General features: G+C 41.6%; 1 protein-coding gene. It reads right to left on the minus strand.

Translation table 11 applies throughout. The annotated features are described in order from the left end of the window. A partial coding sequence (locus SB772_RS45330; RefSeq protein ID WP_410839194.1) for an ArsC/Spx/MgsR family protein occupies nt 1-238 on the minus strand: 238 nt, incomplete at both ends.

Below are 238 nucleotides of genomic sequence, written 5' to 3' on the forward strand. Positions count from 1 at the left end.
GACGGTTGATTAAAATAGGATGCGCAATCATAGCATCGATAATCTGATCATCAGACAACTCAGGATTATCTAGACCAAGCTCATCATTGATAGCTTCTTTGCTTCTTAATAGCTCTCTAGGCGAAATCTGCATTTGTGCCAATAGCTCAACTAAACGGTCGCGGGTTGGTGTATTTTTCAGATATTCCACCACTTCTGGCTCTTCACCTGACGCTTTAATAATGGCAAGCGTATTACG

Source organism: Paraburkholderia sp. SIMBA_030 (assembly GCF_046535245.1).
Taxonomy (GTDB): Bacteria; Pseudomonadota; Gammaproteobacteria; order Burkholderiales; family Burkholderiaceae; genus Paraburkholderia.